This is a genomic window from Natrialba aegyptia DSM 13077 (genome assembly GCF_000337535.1).
Classification (GTDB): domain Archaea; phylum Halobacteriota; class Halobacteria; order Halobacteriales; family Natrialbaceae; genus Natrialba; species Natrialba aegyptia.
Map to the genome: position 1 here is coordinate 26,562 of NZ_AOIP01000019.1, position 19,743 is coordinate 46,304.

Sequence of the window (19,743 nt, forward strand, 5' to 3'; positions counted from 1 at the left end):
AAAACGCGCCGTCCGTTCACGGGTTTCGAGTCACTTCGAACCGATCTGCGTCGGGTTGTCGCGCCGGGTCACGATTCGAAGCCGGTTTAGCCGCGGCCCGCCCAACACCCTACCAGATGCCACTACGCGTGACGTTTCTGGGGACGGCCGGCGCGATTCCGACGACCGAACGGAATCCGAGCAGTATCCACGTCTCCCGCAAGGGTGAGGGACTGCTGTTCGACGCCGGTGAGGGAACCCAGCGACAGATGATGCGCTTTGGAACCGGGTTTTCCGTCTCGCAGCTGTTCGTCACGCACCTCCACGGCGATCACGTCCTCGGAATCCCGGGACTCCTCCAGACGATGGCCTTCAACGACCGCGAAAAACCCCTGGCGATTCACACTCCTCGCGGGACGCGCCGCCAGCTCAAGGGACTGGTCAACGCCCTCAACAATCGCCCCTCGTTTCCGGTGCGTATCAGCGAAGTCGGCGACGGCGACGTCGCCTACCGCGCCGACGAGTTCGAGATCCGAGCCTTCGGTACCGACCACGACACGAACTCGGTCGGCTACGCGCTCGTCGAGGACGACCGTAAAGGCCGCTTCGACCGCGAACGCGCCGAAGAACTGGGTGTCCCCGCCGGCCCGATGTTCTCGCGACTCCACGAGGGTGAGACGGTCGAACTCGAGGACGGTACCGTCGTCAGATCCGAGCAGGTCGTCGGCGAGCCCCGACCCGGCCGAACGATCGTCTACACGGGCGATACGCGGCCCACCGCGGCGACGGTCGAGATCGCGGACGAACCGGACCTGTTGATCCACGACGCGACCTTCGCCGCGGACCGCGCGGACCGCGCGGCCAAAACCGCCCACTCGACGGCGCGCCAGGCTGCCGAACTCGCGAGTCGCGCCGGTGCGGACCGACTCGCGCTCATGCACCTCTCCTCGCGGTACGCGGGCCATACCGGCGACCACCTCGCGGAGGCTCGCGAGGTCTTCGACGGCGAAACGTTCGTCCCCGCGGACGGCGACGAACTCGAGATTCCGTACCCAAACGCGCCCGAGTGACGACGGACCGTTCCGATACCCGCGAAGGAAACCCTCGACATCGCTCGCGACGAGTGTTTCACTGGTTCTCAGCAGCGTTGTCGCCGCGCCGGATTTATACTCGACTCGCCCCTATCCCCCGTCGTGAGTACGCGAACGAGTGCGCTCGATGCAGTCGTCTTCGGGATCGACATCCAGAGCGGCGACGTGCGCGGCGACGCACCGTCGTACGCGCTGGTCGAGTTCGACGGCGAAACCGTCGCTCGGGACGTCGTTTCCCACCGAAAACTCAGGCGGCTGATCGACGACGAGGAGCCGGCGATCGTCGCGACGGACAACATGTACGAGCTGGCCGCCGACAAGGACCAGCTCATCCACCTGCTCGGCTCGTTGCCGACCGGGACGAAACTGGTGCAGGTGACGGGTGCCGAACAGCCCGAGCCGCTCTCTCGCGTCGCGAAACGCCACGGCATCCCCTACGGTAAGGACCCGATGAAGGAAGCCGAGGCCGCCGCCCGTCTCGCCGCCCACAACGTCGGCCACGAGGTCTCCGCCTTTACCGACACCACGACCGTCAAGGTCTCGCGCGGCCGGTCGACCGGCAGCGGCGGCTGGAGCGAGGACCGCTACACCCGCCGCATCCACGGGGCCGTCAAGCGCCGCGCCCGCGAGGTCGAATCCGAACTCGAGGACGCGAACCTCGCCTACGAGACGGATATTCGCGAGGCCTACGGCGGCTATGCGAACGCCGTGTTCACCGTCGAGGCGCGACCGAGCGACATCCCCGTTTCCAGCGCCCGCTCTGGCGACGTCCGGGTCGAAATCGAGCGCGAGCGCCGCGACGGGATCGAGTTCAGGCCGCTGGCAAAGCGCCGGGATCACGTCATCGTCGGGATCGATCCGGGGACGACGACCGCAGTCGCCATCGTGGGACTGGAGGGCGAGGTGCTGGACGTCTGGAGTTCGCGCACGAGCGATACTGCCGACGTGATCGAGTGGATCGTCGAGCGCGGGCGACCGATCGTCGTCGCGGCGGACGTGACGCCGATGCCCGAAACGGTCGAGAAGTTTCGCCGGAGTTTCGATGCCGCGGGCTGGACGCCGGAGTCGGATCTGCCGATCGACGAGAAGCAACATCGAACGCGCGAGCAGCCCTACGACGACGATCACCAGCGCGACGCGATGGCGGCCGCCCTGTACGCCGCCGACGCCCACGAGGGCCAGTTCGAGCGCATCGCCGACAAACTCCCGCCGGGGATCGACCGCGGCGAAGTGATCGCCCGCGTCGTCGCCGGCGAGGAGAGCGTCGAAGCCGTCCTCGCGGATCTCGAAGACGACGACGGTGCGGACGAAGCGGCGACCGAGCACGAACCTCGCGAACTGACCGAGGACGAACGGCGGATCAAGGACCTAGAACGGCAGGTCGACCGCCTCCAGTCACACGTCGAAACGCTCGAAGGGCGGCTCGAAGAGCGCGAGGATCGCATCGACGAACTCGAGGACGAACTGAGCGGTGCGCGACGGACGGAACGCAAGGAAGTCCGCCAAAACCGCGAGGTGACACGACACCGCCGCAAAGCCGAGCGACTCGAGTACGAACGCGACGAGGCCCGTGACCGCGTCGACGAACTCGAGGATAAGGTCGAACGGATGAAAGCCCTCTGGAAGCTTGATCACTCGAATTTCAGCGACGTGTCCGCCGAGAAAGAGGGACTGGCTCCCGTCAAAGTCGTCGAGAAGTTCACCAAGGGAGCGATCCGCGAGGCCGACGACCAGTACGGCATCGCGATCGACGACGTGGTCTACCTCCGTGACGCGAGCGGTGCCGGGCGCTCGACGGCCGAACTCCTCGCCGAGTTCGAGCCGCGGGTAATCCTCAAAGACGGCGGACTCTCGGAGGTCGCCGACGAGATCCTCTTCGACAACGAGATCCCCGTCGGTCCGGCGGGCGACGTGGCCATGCAGGAAGTCGATGAACTCGCCGTTGCGCGCGAGGAAGACATCGAAGCCGTGATCGACGACTGGCACGACCGGGCCCGCGAACGCCAGCGGGATCGGAAGGCGGCGATGGTGGATCAACTCATCAGCGAACACCGTGCGGGCGATAACGAAGTTTAACGACCCACGCTATCTGCTCTGTCACGCTGAACTCGTTACTCGGCGGATTCAGCCGGTGAGAGAACCTGCGCCACGTCCTCGAGTTCGACTTCTTCGCCCGGATCGTCGACTTTGCTGACCGGGCCGTTGACGAATAGGCGTGGCCGATGAACGCGATGGCGACGAGCCCATGCCCGATGATGGCAGCAGGGATCGGGGATGGAATAGGGGTTGCAAGGCCGCTCCCGGGGCTCACGTCGATCGCGAGTAAGACGAGATCGGAGTACTGGAGCGTGCATCCCGGACGAGTTCTAGGCGGTGTGATGACAAAAAGTCCGGAGAAATTATACGTCCGTTCGAGCGGCTGACTGGGCGGTTAGCCGAGCGTTCAGAACATGCCGAACTGCTTGAGGACGCTCGAAACGAGGGATTTGACGACGAGTCCGAGCCCGGCGAGGACGAGCGCGATGCCGACGGCGACCATCCAATTTGCGTACGCGATCACACCGATTCCGGCGAGGAGAACGACGATGCCGACGATACCGAGCAGTCCGAGGTTTTTCAGCATGTGCTGGCTTGCACAGGCGAGCGAAATAAGCGGCGTGGTTCGGCGTCCGGGCGAGAACGGGTGACGGACGGCGAATCGATAAAGGGTTAAACCGTTCGAACCCGAATCGTGCCGCATGAGCGACGACGGCGAGGGCGGTCGGAAGAACCTCCGAATGCCTGACGAGGATGAGGTCTTTGCGACCGTCACGAATATGCTCGGCGCAAATCGAGTGACAGTACGCTGTGCAGACGGGAAAGAACGGACGGCACGGATTCCCGGGAAGATGCAAAAGCGGATTTGGATTCGTGAAGACGACGTTGTCCTCGTCGAACCCTGGGATTGGCAGGACGAGAAAGCAGATATCACCTGGCGATACGAGAAGAGCGATGCGGATCAACTGCGCCGGGAAGGCCACATTCAGTAATACAGCACCGAAAGCGATCCTTTTCAAGCCGATACGTAGCCGTTACCGGTAGCTCTAGCACTGTCCCGTCGTACGCGAACGGGAGTTGAGCGTTCGGAACGACGCAGTAGGCGGTCGCACTGGCTATTCCGGTTCAGAAGAGACGCAACTGTACGACGACACTTGGATACAACCGAGGCGATTATCGGGTACTGACACGGATCTCGACGGTTCCGAACCCGGGCACGTCGAGTTCAGCCATGCGGCCGCGGAGTCGGCGGCCGAGTGCGGGAAGGATACGACGAAGCGCGACGCCGGCGAGCGTGAGTCCGACGACGAGTGTAATCGCGGGGACGGGGTAGCTCACGGCGACGAAGAGGGCGAACGTGCCGAGCATGAACACGAGGCTGCCGCCGATCGAGGTGGTTGCGGATGGTGGTTTCGGGCCGGTACCGCTCGGTCGCAGATGTGGATAGCGAATCATGGTCGTGTATCCGTCGCCGGAGAGGCGACTGGCTTCAACACAACGTCTGTCTCCACCGTATATAGTATTTCATATTTCTGGTAAGAATGGATGAATGGTACCACACAGCAATGGTGGAAACATCCGTTATAGACTTTGAGAGGTAGTGTAATCTATACCATGGTATAGTGTATCTACTATACTACTTTCTAATATGTTTCCTATCTGCTTTGTTCTCAGACGACCGTCTCGAGGATGGTCGGGTGGCGACAACCCGGGTGACTCACCGTGGATCGAATACAGGATCGAATCACTGCTGGTGAAGTCGAAAATTGCGGCTCGGCCCGCGCTCCTGTGAACTCGAACTGCGGTGACGCCTCCGTGACTAGCTCTATGCGCCGACGCCGTTGAAGCGACGGGAGACTATGACGGACCGGACGGGCCTCTGTTGAATCATCCGGGACAACCGCCACGAACCGCACGAATCCGCGACCAGTGAGATGGGTTTCCACCTCTCAACAGAATCCGTACTGAATGCAACCGTACAGCGTGTGTCCTCGCTTCTACTCGCGCCCAGCCGAAACCCAAACAGGTTGACCGATGTCTACAAACTGTAGCTTACAGGCCGGCAGTGTCTTCGATCGCGTCGGTCAGCGTCCGAATGGACTCCACGTCGTGTTCGCCCATGTGGCCGATCCGGAACGTCTCCTCGCCGAGTTCGGATCCGTACCCGTTCGAGAAGACCATGTCGTACTCCTCGGAGACGGCGTCGATGGTTTCGGCCACGTCGATCCCCTGTGTATTCTCGATGCAACTCACCGTCTGCGATTCGTAGCCGTCCTCGGGGAACATCTCGAAGTGCTCGCGGGCCCAGTCGCGCGTGTACTCGGCCATCTCCCGGTGGCGCTGATCGCGGGCATCGTGGCCCTCGGAGAGCATGTGCTTCATCTGGGTGCGGTAGGCCAGCATGATCGGAATCGCCGGCGTGGAGTGGGTCTGGCCCTTCCGGTCGTAGTAATCGAGCGAGCGCTGGAAGCCGCCGTACCACGACGCCGAGTCGCTCTCGAGTTCGCGATCGTAGGCGTCGTCGCTGACGACGCAGACGCCCAGCCCCGGCGGCATGGCGAAGGCCTTCTGGACCGACGTGAAGATGACGTCGATGTTGTGCTCGTCGATGTCGACGTAATCGCCGCCGAGCGACGAGACGGCGTCGACGATGAAGGACGTGTTCGGATACTCGGCGATGACGTCGCCGATCTCCTCGATCGGGTTGCGGACGCCGGTCGAGGACTCGTTCATCACGCAGGTAACGGCATCGTACGCTGTGTCGCTCGCTTCGAGCGTCTTGCGCACATCCTCGGGTTTGACCGCCTGCCCCCACTCGTACTCGAGCGTGTCGACGTTCTTGCCGAGACGTTCGGCGACGTTGGCCTGGCGCTCGCTGAAACTCCCGCAGGTCGTCACGAGCACGTTCTCGTCGACGAGGTTCAGGACTGAACTCTCCATGAACTCGGTGCCCGAGCCGGTGAGGATGATGACCTCGTTGTCGGTGCCGAGGAACTCCTTGGTGTCCTCGACGATGGTCGTATAGAGGTCCGTCATTCGGTCCATTCGGTGGCCGAACATCGGCTCGCACATCGATTCGATAACGTCGTCACGCACCTCGGTCGGGCCCGGAATGTACAACGTTTTGTCGGGATAGTCGTCTCTGTATTCGCGTTTCTCGGTCACGGAAACCACCTGAGTACGGCTTACTGCGTAGCGAGGCGGTATGGTACTTTTGATGGCGTCTTATTTCCCCGTTCGGTGGAAGTGCTGGTCTCCGATCTCAGGCTCGCCGGTTTCTCACCTTGTCGATAGCCGACGCGCTCCGAAAGCCGCCGTGCGGTGGTGGTGGTGGTCTTTCGTCAGTCCCCGTGCGGAGCAACGCGAGTCGAGCGGTCGGTCTCACTGAGGCCGAGTTCACGATCACGCAGGTAGGCGTTCCCGTCGACGACGATACTGTTATCGCCATCACCGTCATTGCCATCGTCATCCGCAAGCAGGGGGCGCTGGGGACCGTATCCAACCAGCGGACCGCCGACGCGCCACAGCGTTTCGAGTTTGCAGAGCCCAAAGCCGGTGACGATCAGTGCGAATCCGAGGACGGTCGTCGCGGTGATCGCTTCGCCGAGGAGCGCCCAGCCGACGAGTGCGGCGATGACTGGCGTCGCGTAGTTGACGAGGCTGAGTTCGGTCGCGCCGACGCGATCGAGAAGCAGGAAGTACGCGAGAAAGCCGCCGGCCGTGGAGACGACGCCGAGGTAGAGGAGTGCGCTCAGGGTTGCCGACGGAAACGAGACTGTCGCGAGTTGCTCGCCGGGATGGAAGGTGCTCAAGCCGTGCAACAGGCCGGCACCGACGACCATCGCCCAGGCTTGTACCGAGATCGTCGGGAGCGTTTCCTCGAGTCGTTCGAACAGAACGGACCCGAGTGCAAACACTGTGGCCGCGATGAACAGCAGTGCGACGCCGAGGATCTGTCCGTCGAGGGAGCCGCCGGGAACGGCGATGACGACGATGCCGACGAGGCCGACGAGGAGACCGGCGACGGCGGGTGCGCGGAGTCGCTGATTCGGGAGCAAGAGGAGTGCAAGCGGTGGCGTAACGATCGGGGTGAGACTCAGCACGATCGCGGAGACGGCACTCGAGACGTACGACTGTCCGAGAAACAGAAACGCGAAGTGCCCGCCGACGAGCAGGCCGCCGGAGACGGCGATAGCGAGCCAATCGGTTTTCGTCTCGGGTCGCCACTCGAGTTCGCGAACGACGACCAGGCCGGCAAAGAGTACGGCGGCGATATCGAAGCGAAGTGCAGCGAACAGGATCGGGGGAAGCGTCGTCAGTCCGATTTCGATCGCACTGAACGCGCTGCCCCAGGCGAATGCGAGGGCAACGAAGAGAACCCCGGTTCGATTGAGAATCATTTTCGAAAGAGAAGGGGCGGGACTACTTTTGTATTCGGATTTCGGCGCGTCAGTGTCTCTCGGTGCCAAATTCGCCGATATGTGGTATCACGAAACACGGTATCGACGCGCGTAGAGAGCGGCCGCTATTCGGTCGAGAGGCGTTAAAAGAATAGGGAATGAAAAGACGGCAGCAGCGTTACTCTTCGCTTTCGTTACCGTTACCGGTACTCTCGTTACCGTTACCGGTGCTCTCGTTACCGTTACCGGATTCGTCACCGTTGCCACCGCTTGGCGGCTGCTGCACTTCGATCGTGCCGCGCATCTGGCTCTCGTGGGGTCGGCAGACGTACTCTTTCATGTCGCTCGTGACTTCCTCAATCGTGAGCGTCTGCGTTTCGCCTTCCTCACCCATCTGATCGGTCGAGAGGTCGTTGACGGGTTCGTCGCTGTCGTCGACAATCTCGAGGTTGTGGTTCTTTCCGTCGCCGTTCGTCCACGTGATATCGTAGGACTGACCCTCAAAGAGCAGGATCGTCGGATTGGACTCGCCTTCGATCTGGCTTGGTGCGCTTCCTTTCCAGCCGTCCATCTCACCGGTGAACTCGATCGTTTCGACGCCTTCCCAGTTGGATGCCTCGAGTTCGCCGCCGTTTTCGCTGCCGTTTTCGCTGCCGTTTTCGTCCGAATCGCTGCTACAGCCAGCGACAAGTGCGGTCGTAGCCGCGGCACCCGTGATCTTCATCGCAGTCCGCCGTGAAATCGGGTTGTTTCGACTCATCAACTGAGCGTTATAGACGGATACATAAAAATCACCATCTTCTTCCCCCACATTGTCATGCGATTTCACACCATGGTGCTGATTTGGGGTAATAGCCTATTACTTGTCGAAACAGTCGAAAAATAACATATTTATGCCGAAAATACGGAACTTTCTGAAATATTCACGTCCCATTCGGGTTATTCAAACCCGTCGCCAAATCCGGTCGCAGCAACCGAACAGGTTCGGCCGCGGGGAAAAGTCGACAACATATATCATATCTTACTATGTCTGAGACGGTAAAGCAATCATCAACGTCGGTGGTCGAATCACTACCGACGGGCTCCGCTCGGGTCGCTTTGCGAGCGCTCACGTGAACCCGTCGATGAAAAACGGTTCGACCCGTTCGTTCGGCGCCTACTTCTCGAAGCCGTCTTCGAACCGGAAGGTGCCGTCGCGCTGGACGACTTCGCCGTCGACCTCGATGAACGAGTTCTCGCTCATGTCGACGATCATGTCGACGTGGGCGGCGCTGTCGTTTTGCTCGTTGCCCTCGCCGACGGTGTCGTCGTAGGCCCGTCCGACGGCCATGTGGACCGTATCGCCCATCTTCTCGTCGAAGAGCATGTTGTACGTGAACTGGTCGATGTCTCGGTTCATGCCGATGCCGAGTTCACCGAGCCGGCGCGAGCCCGCGTCGGTGTTCAGCACCTCGGTCAGGATGTCTTCGTTTTTCGCCGCCGAGTGCGAGACGACTTCGCCCTCGCTGAACTCGAGATACACGTCGGTGATTTCCCGGCCCTGATGGTAGAGCGGCATATCGAACAGGACCTCGCCCTCGACGCTGTCGGGTTGTGGGGCGGTGAAGACCTCGCCGCCGGGGAGGTTGTGCTCGCCGTGGTCGTTGATCGTCGGATTGCCGTCGACTGACATCGTCACGTCCGTCGTGTCGCCGCTGACGATGCGGACCTCGTCGGCGGGATCGAGGATCTCGACCATGTTCGCCTGGTGGGCGCGCTGTTCGTCCCAGTCCTTGTTGACGGCGTCCCAGACGAAGTTCTCGTAGCCCTCGGTGCTCATCTCGGCGAGCTGGGCGTTCGCGGGCGCGGGGTACTGGGTCAGACACCAGCGCGTCGAGAGTCGTTCCTCGAGAATCGGCCCGTGGGCCTGCTGGTAGGCCGAGCTGGTTTCGGGGTCGACGTCGCTCGTCTGGGTGACGTTGTCACTCGCTCGGATGGCGATGTAGACGTCCGTGTTCTCGATGAGCGCGAGTTCGTGTTGGGGCGTTTCGAACTCGCCGTCGCTGGCGCGGAGGTACGCACGCTGTTGGCGCTTGCCGGTGCGCTGGCTCGTCGAGACCGGATTCGCTCCCTTCTCCCCGATGACTTCGTAGAGCGCGACGACGAGGTCTTCGGCGATCGGATGGGCGTCGATGATGACGTTGTCCCCTTCTTGGAGATCGACCGAATGATTCGCGATAATCTCGGCATGGTTTCGGATTCGCGGGTCCATACTGGAGATGTATTCGCAGTGTTGGGATACCATTTTCGAATCGAAAGCCTTCGCCGGTCCCACTCATCGCCCCGCGTCGCCGTCTGCCAGGAAAATCCCGAGGTAGATCGCGGTCAGCGCGCAGCCGATTCCCGCGGCGAACGAGAGGGTAAACGGCGAATCGAGTGTGTGCGTCCGCTCGTCGAATAGCCAGCCGCTGAACCCGACGATGAGCAGCGCTAGCGAGACAAGCCGGAGCACCGAGACGAGCTGGTGGCCACGGCGGCCACCATCGGTTCGCGATTGGGCGTCTGCGGGCGGCTGGCTGCGCCCGCTTTCACGTGCGCGTCGGGTTGATCGCCGCGTCGTGCGCTGATCGCCGTTTAGTTCGGTTTCGACTGCGCCTCTCTTTTCGGGGTCGGTTTCGAGTTCAGGCTCGGCCTCGTCCCCGTTCGCTCCGGTTCGAGTCGATTCAGATGGCATCGTCGGTCCCCGTGGTGTAGTCGGGCACGATGTCCGGAGCCGACGAGCCGGCTGTGCCGGTCGCCGAACCACGTGCACTCGATGCGCCCGTTGTCCCCGGACTGGGTGCATCGACGAACGACCAGAGCTCGAGCAACGGCTCCGGCAGCACGAATTTCGCCGAGATGGTAACCCCGTTAGTCGGTCCCATCGCCCGTCTGAGCTTGCCGAGTTCAGCGAGCGAGAGACAGAGCGGAACGAGCGCGAACGGGGGGAGGTCGCCGAACCGACCGAGAACGCGCGAGACGTGGTACCAGAAGGGGGATGCCGATCGGGATGGGGACGATGCGGGCGTTGATGGTGAACTCGGTGCCGGCGACGGGGGGCCGCTCGGATCGCGACCGCCGTCCGCCCTGAACCGACTCGTCTCCGCCCCTTCGGCCGTTGCGGAGTACGGTCCGCTATCAGTCGAACTGGAGCGAGATGCGGGGTCCATACGCCCACAACAAATGATGCGTAGTTGAACCCTTCGCTGTCGAAGACTGTGACATCCAGCTATCGTGTGACAGTGATTCGACCGCACACGGGACATGACAGGGTATTTCTTCGGCGACGGGCTATCTCGCGCCATGATCGATCTTCGCTCGGATACCGTAACGACACCCGACGATCGTATGCGCGATGCTGCCCAGTCGGCCGCCGTCGGCGACGACGTCTACCGCGAGGACCCCACCGTCGCCGAACTCGAAACGACCGTCGCCGACCGACTCGGAACCGAGTCGGCGCTTTATTTCCCCTCCGGGACGATGGCGAACCAGGTTGCCGTCAGAGTGCACACCGAGCGCGGCCAGGAAGTCCTGGCGGACCGCAAGAGCCACGTCGTCAAATACGAACTCGGCGGTCTCGCCGATCTCTCCGGCCTGCAGGTACGCATGCTCGACACCGACCGCGGCGCGCCGACGCCCGAGCAGGTCGCCGCCGGTTTCGTCGAGGAGGAACTCCACCGCCCGGGAACCGGCCTGCTCTGTCTCGAGAATACCCACAACGCGCGCGGCGGACTCGCGATCGATCCGGAACGGATTGCCGCGGCGGCCGAGGCAGCCCACGACCGCGACGTTCCGGTGCACCTCGACGGCGCGCGCGTGTTCAACGCCGCGACGGCGCTCGACATCCCCGTCACTGAACTCGTCGATCCCGTCGAGACGGTCATGATCTCGCTCTCGAAGGGCCTCGGCGCACCCGTGGGATCGATGGTCGCCGGCCCCGAGTCGTTCGTCGAGGACGCCCGCCGCACCAGAAAACTGTTCGGCGGCGGCATGCGCCAGGCCGGAATCATCGCCGCTCCGGCGCTCCGTGCGCTGGAGAACGTCGACGGCCTCGAAAGGGATCACGAGCACGCGCGCGTGCTCGCGGAGGGACTTACGGCTGTCGACGGCTTCGACGTGCAGGAACCGGAAACGAACATCGTGCTCGCAGACATCGCGGGCACTGGGCTCGAAACGGAGGGTGTCCTCAATCGACTCGAAGAACGAAACGTGCTGGCCACAGCGTTCGGCCCGACGACGATCCGGTTCTGTACGCACCGAGACGTCTCGCGGTCCGATATCGACGCGGTACTCGAGCGAATCGACGACGCGTTCTGAAACCGCAGGCCCCGCTGTCGTCCGTTTGCTTTCATCTACCGCATTCCGTCACGGAACTCGAGTACTGTCCGCCGGAGCAGCAGGTACGAGAAGAGAATCAGCGATAACAAGATCACGACGATCGCGATGATGACCGGGTCGTCGGGAATGAACTCGAGCATACGCGCCGGGTACAGTGTCAGTGCGCAAAATCGTTTCGACGTGGATCAGCTCGAATCCGGGATCGGCGACTACCACCAGCGGTTTTCGACCAATCGGTCGATCGCCTCCCGAATCGTCGCCTCGTTTCGCGAAAACGTAAACCGGATCCAGCCGGATGCCCCCTCGGCGTCGGTGTAGAAGCTACTCCCCGGAACGGCGGCGACGCCGGCTTCCCGGATCAATCGATAACAGAACTCGATGTCGTCCTCGTCGGTCGGGTATCGCGTCAGAATGTAGTACGCGCCGTCCGGTTTGACGGGATCGAGTCCCGCTTCCTGCAGGCCCTCGTAGAGCAGGTCGCGACGCCGCTCGTAGGAGTCGGCGAGTTCAGTGTAGTAGGAGTCGGGGAGCGACAGCGCCTCGACGCCGGCGCGCTGGAACGGCGTTGGCGCGCAGATACTCGTGTAGTCGTGGATCTTCCGGAGTTCTTTCGAGAGGTACTCGGGCGCGAGACAGAAGCCGACGCGCCAGCCGGTGACGCTGAACGTCTTCGACATGCCGGTACAGACGACGGTTCGGTCGGCGAGGTCGCCGACTTCGACGGGGCTGACGTAGTCGTCCGCGTAGACGATGTGCTCGTAGATCTCGTCGGTGAGGACGATGAGGTCGTGCTCGAAGACGATTTCCTCGATGCGTTCGAGTTCATCGCGCGAGAACACCTTCCCGGTTGGATTCATCGGGGTATTGAGCACGAGGATGCGGGCGTCCGCGGCGGCAGCGGCGAGTTCGTCGACGTCGATGGTGAGGTCGTCGGTGATGTCGATCGGGACCGCGGTCGCGCCGGCGAACTGGCTCGCCGGAATGTAGCTCTCGTAGACGGGTTCGAAGTAGACGACTTCGTCGCCCGGGCCGGCGAGCGCGAGCATGGTCGACATGAGGGCCTCGCTGGTGCCGCTGGTGATCGTGACCTCGGTTTCGGGGTCGTACGAGACGCCCTTCCACTCGGCGTAGCGCTCGGCGACTGCCTCGCGGAGTTCGGGCAGGCCCCAGGTGATGGTGTACTGGCTGTCGGTTTCGATGGCCTCCTGGGCGGCGGCCTTGATTTCGGGGGGCGTCTCGTCCTCGTCGGGGATGCCCTGCGAGAGGTTGATCGCGCCGCGGTCGATCGCCTCCCTGGTCATCTGGCGGATCACGGACTCGGCGACGCCCGCCGTTCGGGCGCTGCCGACCGCGTCGGCCGTTTCAGTCGTTTCGGCGGGTGGGTCTCGTTCCATCGCTTACTCCGCGAACTGGCGTTCGAGCAGCGTAACCAGCAGGTACGCGGCGAGTTTCTGGGTGCCCTCGTCGGTGTCGTACCGGGGTGCGACCTCCATCATATCGACGGCGCTGACCGCGTCGGTCGCACCGAGCACTTCCATCGTCTTGAGCGCCTGGTGGGCCGTCAGCCCGCCCGGAACCGGCGTGCCAGTTCCCGGCGCGACGCTCGGGTCGACGCCGTCGATGTCGAAGGAGACGTACACCGCGTCGGTTCCCTCGGCCGCCGACGCGACCGCGTCCGCGACGACCGACGTGATACCCTGGTCCTCGATGTCGCGCATCGTGTAGAGATCGAGTCCGGTCTCCTCGGCGAACTCGAAGAACTCGGGTGACTCGTAGCCGCGGATGCCGACCTGGCTGACGTTCTCGTAGTCGACGTACTCGGAGTCGGCGATCAGGGCCGTACTCGAGCCGTGGAAGTCAGTTCCGAAGACGGGACTCTCCGAGGTCGTATCGGTGTGTGCGTCGATCTGGACGAACCCGACGTCGTCGTAGTCCCTCCCCTCGGCGAAGCCGCGAACCGCGGGGAACGTACAGTAGTGATCGCCGCCGAGCACGACCGGAAACGTCTGGGACGCGACCGTCGCCACGTGCGCGGTGATGCTCTCGGCCGTCGTCTCGCCGTCCATCGGGAAGACCGGCACGTCACCACAGTCCGCGACGGTGAGGTCGTCGAAGTTCACCTGCTTGCCGGTCTGCATGTTCGTTAATCCGCCCTTGTAGTCCGAGAGATACGCCCACCAGCCGCTGGCCCGTCGAATCGCCGTCGGGCCGTACCGGGTCCCAGGTCGATTCGAGACCGCCCCGTCGTAGGGGACGCCGAGAACCGCTGCGTCGACATCCGTCACGTCGTCGATGTTCCGCGCGTCTCCCTTGAGAAACGTCCCCAGTCCGGCGTAGGCCAGCTCGACGCCGGCACCGTCGACCGACTCTCGAAAGGCCGCTGCGGGATTGTCATCCGTCATCGGTCAGCCCCCGTTTCGTGCGTCTCGATCGCGTTCCTGCCAGCACGCGTGGCCGCCGTCTGCTGGCCGATCGCTCGCCGCTGTGTCCGCAACAGTTTGGCTGTCATAATTTCACATCCCGGCAAGTAGTTGCCACCCTATCCGTTTCGCGACAGGGACAATAAGGTTACGCCATCGCCCAACCTAGTAACCCAAACCTTGGTGGTCACCCTCGCCCACTGTCTGTGCATGCCACCGGAACTCGACAGACGAACGTACGATCTCCTTCGACTCGTCGATCGCCACGGCCCGATCGGCAGCATCCAACTCGTCGAGTTGATGCAACTCCACGGCTACGACATCAAAGACCGCACGATCCGGCTCACGCTCTCCGATCTCGACGACCTCGAACTCACCGAAAAGGTCCCCGGCCAGGGCCGGCGACTAACCCAACGCGGCCGCGACGAACTCGAACAGGGCGACGTGAGCAGCCGCCTCGAACAGATCCGCGCCCGAATCGCCGCGCTCACGAGCCGCGTGAGCTACGACCCCATCGAGGATACCGGCGCACTCGTCGCCTCGGCCGCCTCCCTCGATGCCGACGCCGTCGACGACGCGCTCGAACTCGTTTCCCGCCTCGAATCGCTCCCGCTCGGTCCCATCCCGATCGCTCTCGAGGACAGCGCACCCGGCGAACCCGGCGATACGCGGTTGCTCGTCCCCTCGAGTATCACGCTCGACGGCGTCTTGCTCGCCCACGGCGTCAACGCCGACCTCACGACCGCGGGCATCCTCGAGTACGAACCCGCCCCCGTCGACGAGTTCAGCGACGGCGACCGACAACTCCAGAGCGGCGGGCGGATCACGCGCTACGTCGACGTGATCAACGGCGAGGGGTCGTCGATCGACGTGATTTCGCTGCTGATCGAGGCCGGGCGAACCGACGTGTTGACGCTGCTCGAAACCGAGAGCGAGGGGTCGGGGCTTCTCGTCGGCGACGGCCGACAGTTCCCGATCAACCGGTACGAGGAGGCCCGCGACCTCGCGGTCGCGAGTCGAGACGCGATCGGCGGCGTCCTCGACTTTCGCCGCCCGCGCGAACAGGACAAACTCCCCAACGGCAGTTCGGCCTGGGCGTTCGGCTCGCTCACCTACGTCGGCGTCGGCGAACTCGTGCTCGCGGCGCTCAGCGAGGCCGGCCTGACCGACGAGTGGGACACGCTGTACGGCACGGTCGAACGGAACTCGTTCGAACCGGTCGCGGCGGTTGCGCCGACGGCAGCGCTCGACGATTAAGACTGGCGTCGCAGTTCGCGACGACAATTCGGCGAGAATGAGGATGAATTCCGGTGGCAACCAACACGCCCGCTCGGCCAGCGGGCGACGGCTGAACTCGCGTCGCGTTACTCTGTGTTCGCGTCCGTTCCCTGTTCGTCTCGCTGCGCCGTCCCGTAGATCGCCGGCCGTCGAGACGTGAGCACATCGTCATAGGCTGTCAGGTTCTTCTCCCGCGCCTGTTCGAGCGCGCACTCGGCGCTGAGTTCGTGCTCGCCGGTCGTCGGTGCCGGTCCCGCGAGAGGAACCCCATCCGGGTCGAGAATAACGCTCTGTCCTTCGAAGGTGATGCCGCGTTCGGTGCCGGCGCGGTCCGCACACGCCATAAAGACGCGATTCGAGTTCGCGTGGGCGAGCGCCTGGTGGACGCCGACGGTCCAGCCGCCGGGCCGAGTCGGGGCGTCGTCCGGCGTCCCCGGGACCCAGTTGGTCGGCACGGCGACGAGATCGACGCCGGCGCGGGCTTGCGCGATCGTGAGTTCCGGAAACCAGAGGTCGTTACAGATCTGGACGCCGAGGCGGCCGAACGGCGTGTCGACGATCGTGCTGTCGGTTCCGGGGTCGAACCAGCGGTGTTCCTCGTTCCAGCGGTGGACTTTCCGGTACACGGCCTCGACGCCGGACGGCGAGACGACGAACGCGCTGTTGTAGTACGCGTCCCCGTCGGCTTCCGGTACGCCGCCGACGATCCAGGTGTCGGTGTCGGCGGCGATGTCGCTCCACGCCTGGGCCGTCTCGCCGTCGCGCGGTTCCGCCATCGACGCGACCTCCGTTTTCGACTCGAAGACGTACCCTGAGGTCACGAGTTCGGGGAAGACGATCAGGTCGGCGTCGGCGTGCTCGCGGACGAGTTCAACTGTGCGGTTGCGATTGCGTTCGACGGCACCGAACTCGGGGGTGAGCTGGACGGTGACGATTCGGGCGTCGGTTGCGGCTGGGGGTGTATCTGTGGCCGTGTCAGTGTCCATGTCCGTGCCTGCGGACGCCTCCACGTCCGCGTCCGTCTCCGCTCCCGAACCCGGTTCCGCCGTCACTCCCAGATCCCTCCAGAGAGCCTATCGATAGCCGTCATCACGACGACCGTCAGGAAGATGAAGACCACGCTGGCGGCCGCGATGGTCGGCGGGTAGGAGTACCGCAGCTGGTTGAAGATCTGGATCGGAATCGTCTGAACGAGAAACAGCGATAGCAGCCACGAGATGATGTACTCGTTCAGCGAGAGGATGAACGCGAACAGCGCGCCCGAGACCACGTTCGCCCGGATCAGCGGGTACGTGATCGTCCGGATCGTCCGGAGCGAGGACGCGCCGAGGTTCATCGCGGCTTCCTCGTAAGTGCGGTCGATCTCGTCTAATCCCTGCGAGATCAGGATGAACGGGAACGGGGCGTAGAAGATCCCGTGGGCGATGATGATGCCTAGCCGCGAGCCGGCGAGCCCGAGTTCGAGGAAGAACACGAGGAACGCGACCCCGATGATGACCGGAGGAAGCAGAATGGGTAACACGCCGAGCGTCCCGTAGATCGTCCCCCACCGGTAGTCGAAGCGATCGAGTGCGAACGCGAGTCCGCCGCCGATCGTCGTGCTCAGTAGCGCGGCGGCCCCGGCGATCGTGAGACTGTTGAGCAGCGCGGTTCGCCACGCCTCGGTCCCGAAGAACTCGGCGTACCACTGCAGGGAGAACCCGCCGGGCGGGAACGTGAGGAACTCTTCGGGCGTGAACGAGACCGCGATGATGATCGCGAGCGGGAGGGCGATGTACACCATCACCGCTGCGACGTACGTCCGAAACGCCACCCAGATAATGGATTCGCGCGTGTTCGCGTCGATCCGCGTGACAAGCGAGTCGAGTGCGGACCCAAGCCGGTTCCCTGCGGCGGTCAGTCCGACCGTCGCCGCCGCAGTTCCGAGTCCGCTCCGGAATCGGGTCAGCGGCCCGGGAGCGGACGAATGTGCCGGCTGCGACCCGCCGTCCGTTGCTATCTCTTCGGTGCCGCCGAGGCTCGCCGTCGTCACGTTCGTCACGCGGATCAGCGCCCAGAGGAACACCAGCACGACGACGATGAGCCCGATGCTCATCGCCGCGCCGAACGGATAGTTGCTCTCGCTCATGATCTGTTGCTCGATCAACACCGGCAGCGTCCGCTGACCGGGACTGCCGAGGAGTCGCGGCAGGACGTACGAGCCGAGCGCCAGGATAAAGACGAGCGCAGTACCGCTCATGACGCCGTTTTTCGACAGCGGCAGCGTCACTCGCCGGAACGTCTGTGCCGGTCCTGCGCCGAGGTTCTTCGACGCCTCGAGCAGTTCGCCGTCGAGGTTCCGCAGGCTGCTGTAGAGGGTCAGGATCATGAACGGCAGGAAGACGTAGACCATGCCGACGACCAGCCCCCAGTAGCCCGGATAGAACGACTGCGGTTCGGCGAGGAATCCGAGCGCGGTGCCGACCGAACTCAGGATGCCGCCGGAAGCCAGGATCACCTGCCAGGCGTAGGCCCGGATGACGTAGGTCACCCACAGCGAGGAGATGATCGTAATGAGCAGCAGGCTCCGCAGCCACGGGCGATTCATCCGCGCGAGATAGTACGCCATCGGATAGCCGAGCACGAGCGAAAGCCCGGCCGTGACGAGCGCGAGTTCGATCGTCAGCCAGAGCTGCCCGAGATACAGGCCGGGTTCGACGAACGGCCACGTCGACGTGAAGCCGATGTCGAGGAACCGGGCGTAGTTCTCCAACGTAAATCCGAACTGGTACTGCCCGCCCGGAATGTTCTCCCAGAAGCTGAAGACGACCAGCATACACAGCGGGATGAAGAAGACGGCGACCAGCCAGAACAGCGGATACGACAGTACGTACCACTTCGCTCGCGATTTCAGGCCCGCACGGCCGGATTCGCCCGAACTGGACGGTTCTGCAGTGGATGCCTCTGTGTCGCTCGCAGTAGTCGCTACATCGGTGGTGGTGGCAGTTCCGGTTCCAGTTTCGGTATCGGAGGAAGTGTCTGGACGGTTCGTCATCTATTCCTCCACGAGACGGCAGTCAGCGGCTCCGATGGACACCGTCACCCGGTCCCCGGGGCCTCGTTCGTCCAGCCCGCTCCGTCGCACGACGACGAGTTCGCGACCGGCGTCGGTTTCGACGCGGAACTCGACGCTGCTGCCCAGGTGGCGTTTGAAGGTGATCTCGCCCTCGAAGACGGTTTCGGGTGCGGGCTGCGTGCCGCCGTCGGCGCTCGGGTTCGGACTCGCGCTGACGTTGGCGTTTGCGGCCGCGTCCGCATCCGATTCGGACGCCGCGGCGAACCGAATCCGTTCCGGTCGCACGATGACCGAGACGTCGTCGCCGGTCGAGACGCCGTTCTGGGCCGTCGCCTGCACCGTCACGTCGGCACACTCGACGGTCGCGTAGCCGTCTTCTATCGCCGTTACCGACCCGTCGAAGATGTTCGCCGTTCCGAGGAAGTCCGCGACGAATCGGGAATCGGGGTCGTTGTACACGTCCTCCGGCGGGCCGACCTGTTCGAATTTCCCGTCGTTCATGACGGCAAGCCGGTCCGACATCGTCAGCGCCTCCTCCTGGTTGTGCGTGACGAAGACGGTCGTAATCCCGATCTCCTGTTGGATACGGCGGAGCTCGACCTGCATCTGCTCGCGTAGTTGCTTGTCCAGACTCGCAAGCGGCTCGTCTAACAACAGCGCCTTCGGCCGCGGTGCGAGCGCCCGCGCCAGGGCGATTCGCTGTTGTTGGCCGCCCGAGAGCTGGTCCGGGGTTCGATCGCCGACGCCGGGCAACTCGACGAGTTCGAGCATCTCCTCGACGCGCGCGTCGATCTCCTCGTCGGCGTACTCGCCCGCCGCCTCCATCCCGTAGGCGATGTTCTCGTGGATGGTCATGTGCGGGAACAGCGCGAAGTCCTGGAAGACCATCCCCGTGTCGCGCTCGTACGGCGGCGCGTCGGTCACGTTCTCGCCGTCGATCCGAATGCTGCCGTCCGTCGGCGTTTCGAAGCCTGCAATCGTCCGAAGCGTCGTCGTCTTCCCGCAGCCGGAGGGCCCGACGAGCGTCACGAACTCGCCGCTCTCGATGTCGATATCGACACCCTTGACCGCGAGGACACCGCCCGGATATCGCTTCGTCACGCCCGCGAGTGAAATTCCACTCATAC

At 63.6% G+C, this 19,743-nt stretch carries 19 protein-coding genes; 5 read left to right on the forward strand and 14 right to left on the reverse strand.

What is annotated here, in order from left to right; translation table 11 throughout:
• Nucleotides 1-116 precede the first annotated feature (116 nt).
• Entirely contained in the window at nt 117-1,049 is a 933-nt protein-coding gene (gene rnz / locus C480_RS09130; protein WP_006665326.1) for a ribonuclease Z, read from the forward strand.
• A gap of 123 nt (nt 1,050-1,172) precedes the next feature.
• Nucleotides 1,173-3,146, forward strand: coding sequence for a DUF460 domain-containing protein (locus C480_RS09135; protein WP_006665327.1), 1,974 nt, complete (start codon nt 1,173-1,175; stop codon nt 3,144-3,146).
• A gap of 367 nt (nt 3,147-3,513) precedes the next feature.
• On the opposite strand, the gene C480_RS09140 is transcribed toward C480_RS09135, so the two are convergent.
• Nucleotides 3,514-3,693 carry a DUF7470 family protein gene (locus C480_RS09140; RefSeq protein WP_006827001.1) on the reverse strand — a complete coding sequence of 60 codons (180 nt, stop codon included), beginning with the start codon at nt 3,691-3,693 and terminating at the stop codon, nt 3,514-3,516.
• Nucleotides 3,694-3,808: 115 nt separating this feature from the next.
• On the opposite strand from C480_RS09140, the gene eif1A reads away from it, so the two are divergent.
• Nucleotides 3,809-4,099 carry a translation initiation factor eIF-1A gene (gene eif1A, locus C480_RS09145; RefSeq protein ID WP_006110924.1) on the forward strand — a complete coding sequence of 97 codons (291 nt, stop codon included), beginning with the start codon at nt 3,809-3,811 and terminating at the stop codon, nt 4,097-4,099.
• 181 nt (nt 4,100-4,280) lie between these two features.
• Here eif1A and C480_RS09150 read toward each other — a convergent pair whose 3' ends face one another.
• The 7 genes from C480_RS09150 to C480_RS09180 form a co-directional block, all read right to left on the reverse strand.
• Nucleotides 4,281-4,562, reverse strand: coding sequence for a hypothetical protein (locus C480_RS09150; protein WP_006665329.1), 282 nt, complete (start codon nt 4,560-4,562; stop codon nt 4,281-4,283).
• A 597-nt stretch (nt 4,563-5,159) separates the two neighbouring features.
• Nucleotides 5,160-6,272: a pyridoxal-phosphate-dependent aminotransferase family protein gene (locus tag C480_RS09155; RefSeq protein WP_006665330.1), complete on the reverse strand. Its 1,113-nt coding sequence runs from the start codon at nt 6,270-6,272 to the stop codon at nt 5,160-5,162.
• Nucleotides 6,273-6,448: 176 nt separating this feature from the next.
• The gene (locus C480_RS09160; RefSeq protein WP_006665331.1) at nt 6,449-7,507 is read right to left on the reverse strand and encodes a DMT family transporter; all 1,059 of its coding nucleotides are present in this window, start codon (nt 7,505-7,507) and stop codon (nt 6,449-6,451) included.
• A gap of 178 nt (nt 7,508-7,685) precedes the next feature.
• Nucleotides 7,686-8,267, reverse strand: a complete 582-nt coding sequence (locus tag C480_RS09165) for a plastocyanin/azurin family copper-binding protein (RefSeq protein ID WP_006665332.1) — start codon at nt 8,265-8,267, stop codon at nt 7,686-7,688.
• A gap of 396 nt (nt 8,268-8,663) precedes the next feature.
• Nucleotides 8,664-9,758 carry an aminopeptidase gene (locus C480_RS09170; protein ID WP_006665333.1) on the reverse strand — a complete coding sequence of 365 codons (1,095 nt, stop codon included), beginning with the start codon at nt 9,756-9,758 and terminating at the stop codon, nt 8,664-8,666.
• 63 nt (nt 9,759-9,821) lie between these two features.
• Entirely contained in the window at nt 9,822-10,220 is a 399-nt protein-coding gene (locus tag C480_RS09175) for a hypothetical protein (RefSeq protein ID WP_006665334.1), read from the reverse strand.
• Nucleotides 10,210-10,695 carry a hypothetical protein gene (locus C480_RS09180; RefSeq protein WP_006665335.1) on the reverse strand — a complete coding sequence of 162 codons (486 nt, stop codon included), beginning with the start codon at nt 10,693-10,695 and terminating at the stop codon, nt 10,210-10,212. The genes C480_RS09175 and C480_RS09180 overlap by 11 nt, the downstream gene beginning before the upstream one ends.
• Before the next feature lie 133 nt (nt 10,696-10,828).
• Here C480_RS09180 and C480_RS09185 point away from each other — a divergent pair, with 133 nt between their 5' ends.
• Complete coding sequence (locus C480_RS09185) at nt 10,829-11,842, forward strand: threonine aldolase family protein (RefSeq protein ID WP_049903496.1); 1,014 nt, start codon at nt 10,829-10,831, stop codon at nt 11,840-11,842.
• A 35-nt stretch (nt 11,843-11,877) separates the two neighbouring features.
• On the opposite strand, the gene C480_RS24525 is transcribed toward C480_RS09185, so the two are convergent.
• The 3 genes from C480_RS24525 to speB form a co-directional block, all read right to left on the reverse strand.
• On the reverse strand, nt 11,878-12,003 hold the full coding sequence (locus C480_RS24525; protein ID WP_006110933.1) for a DUF7859 family protein: 126 nt from the start codon (nt 12,001-12,003) through the stop codon (nt 11,878-11,880).
• Between the two features lie 69 nt (nt 12,004-12,072).
• On the reverse strand, nt 12,073-13,257 hold the full coding sequence (locus tag C480_RS09190; RefSeq protein ID WP_006665337.1) for a pyridoxal phosphate-dependent aminotransferase: 1,185 nt from the start codon (nt 13,255-13,257) through the stop codon (nt 12,073-12,075).
• A gap of 3 nt (nt 13,258-13,260) precedes the next feature.
• Nucleotides 13,261-14,265, reverse strand: a complete 1,005-nt coding sequence (gene speB, locus C480_RS09195) for an agmatinase (protein WP_006665338.1) — start codon at nt 14,263-14,265, stop codon at nt 13,261-13,263.
• 228 nt (nt 14,266-14,493) lie between these two features.
• Here speB and C480_RS09200 point away from each other — a divergent pair, with 228 nt between their 5' ends.
• Complete coding sequence (locus tag C480_RS09200) at nt 14,494-15,540, forward strand: NrpR regulatory domain-containing protein (protein ID WP_006665339.1); 1,047 nt, start codon at nt 14,494-14,496, stop codon at nt 15,538-15,540.
• Nucleotides 15,541-15,647: 107 nt separating this feature from the next.
• On the opposite strand, the gene C480_RS09205 is transcribed toward C480_RS09200, so the two are convergent.
• From C480_RS09205 to C480_RS09215, 3 genes are read right to left on the reverse strand one after another with little or no spacing between them, the layout of a single operon-like run.
• Complete coding sequence (locus C480_RS09205) at nt 15,648-16,613, reverse strand: nitrilase family protein (protein WP_006665340.1); 966 nt, start codon at nt 16,611-16,613, stop codon at nt 15,648-15,650.
• Nucleotides 16,610-18,595, reverse strand: a complete 1,986-nt coding sequence (locus C480_RS09210; RefSeq protein ID WP_006665341.1) for an ABC transporter permease subunit — start codon at nt 18,593-18,595, stop codon at nt 16,610-16,612. The genes C480_RS09205 and C480_RS09210 overlap by 4 nt, the downstream gene beginning before the upstream one ends.
• The gene (locus C480_RS09215; protein ID WP_006665342.1) at nt 18,596-19,741 is read right to left on the reverse strand and encodes an ABC transporter ATP-binding protein; all 1,146 of its coding nucleotides are present in this window, start codon (nt 19,739-19,741) and stop codon (nt 18,596-18,598) included. It lies immediately after the preceding gene.
• Between the last annotated feature and the right edge of the window lie 2 nt (nt 19,742-19,743).

Excerpts from the sequence above, each read along its gene's own strand:
- rnz (WP_006665326.1), top strand. The coding sequence starts at position 117 with ATGCCACTACGCGTGACGTTTCTGGGGACGGCCGGCGCGATTCCGACG.
- C480_RS09140 (WP_006827001.1), bottom strand. The coding sequence starts at position 3,693 with ATGCTGAAAAACCTCGGACTGCTCGGTATCGTCGGCATCGTCGTTCTC.
- eif1A (WP_006110924.1), top strand. The coding sequence starts at position 3,809 with ATGAGCGACGACGGCGAGGGCGGTCGGAAGAACCTCCGAATGCCTGAC.
- C480_RS09150 (WP_006665329.1), bottom strand. The coding sequence starts at position 4,562 with ATGATTCGCTATCCACATCTGCGACCGAGCGGTACCGGCCCGAAACCA.
- C480_RS09160 (WP_006665331.1), bottom strand. The coding sequence starts at position 7,507 with ATGATTCTCAATCGAACCGGGGTTCTCTTCGTTGCCCTCGCATTCGCC.
- C480_RS09165 (WP_006665332.1), bottom strand. The coding sequence starts at position 8,267 with ATGAGTCGAAACAACCCGATTTCACGGCGGACTGCGATGAAGATCACG.
- C480_RS09170 (WP_006665333.1), bottom strand. The coding sequence starts at position 9,758 with ATGGACCCGCGAATCCGAAACCATGCCGAGATTATCGCGAATCATTCG.
- C480_RS09175 (WP_006665334.1), bottom strand. The coding sequence starts at position 10,220 with ATGCCATCTGAATCGACTCGAACCGGAGCGAACGGGGACGAGGCCGAG.
- C480_RS09180 (WP_006665335.1), bottom strand. The coding sequence starts at position 10,695 with ATGGACCCCGCATCTCGCTCCAGTTCGACTGATAGCGGACCGTACTCC.
- C480_RS09185 (WP_049903496.1), top strand. The coding sequence starts at position 10,829 with ATGATCGATCTTCGCTCGGATACCGTAACGACACCCGACGATCGTATG.
- C480_RS24525 (WP_006110933.1), bottom strand. The coding sequence starts at position 12,003 with ATGCTCGAGTTCATTCCCGACGACCCGGTCATCATCGCGATCGTCGTG.
- C480_RS09190 (WP_006665337.1), bottom strand. The coding sequence starts at position 13,257 with ATGGAACGAGACCCACCCGCCGAAACGACTGAAACGGCCGACGCGGTC.
- speB (WP_006665338.1), bottom strand. The coding sequence starts at position 14,265 with ATGACGGATGACAATCCCGCAGCGGCCTTTCGAGAGTCGGTCGACGGT.
- C480_RS09200 (WP_006665339.1), top strand. The coding sequence starts at position 14,494 with ATGCCACCGGAACTCGACAGACGAACGTACGATCTCCTTCGACTCGTC.
- C480_RS09210 (WP_006665341.1), bottom strand. The coding sequence starts at position 18,595 with ATGACGAACCGTCCAGACACTTCCTCCGATACCGAAACTGGAACCGGA.
- C480_RS09215 (WP_006665342.1), bottom strand. The coding sequence starts at position 19,741 with ATGAGTGGAATTTCACTCGCGGGCGTGACGAAGCGATATCCGGGCGGT.